General features: G+C 73.0%; 1 protein-coding gene. It reads right to left on the reverse strand.

Annotated features, from left to right (window positions below; genetic code table 11):
- On the reverse strand, positions 1-289 hold a 289-nt coding region (locus tag MD536_RS21230), incomplete at both ends, for a glycine--tRNA ligase subunit beta (protein ID WP_239603793.1).

The following is a 289-nucleotide window of genomic DNA, read 5'->3' on the forward strand; positions in this document are numbered from 1 at the left end:
CGGCCGCCCTCGAGCCACCACGCGCGCAGCCGCTCCATCATGTAGTCGTAGATCTCCTCGGGGAGCGACTCCGGCAGCTCGGGAGCGGCGCCACCGGCGATGCGGCCGAGGTCGGCGCGCACGGCGGCGAGCGCGGCTGCGATCAGCTCGCGCAGATTCAGCGGCAGCCGGCCCTCGACCAGGATGCGCAGGACACCGAGCGCGGCGCGGCGCAGCCCGAAGGGATCGCGCGTGCCGGTTGGCTTCTGGCCAATCGCAAAACCGCCTGCGATCGTATCCAGCCGGTCGG

Source organism: Flavihumibacter cheonanensis, from assembly GCF_022352215.1.
Lineage (GTDB): Bacteria > Bacteroidota > Bacteroidia > Chitinophagales > Chitinophagaceae > Flavihumibacter > Flavihumibacter cheonanensis.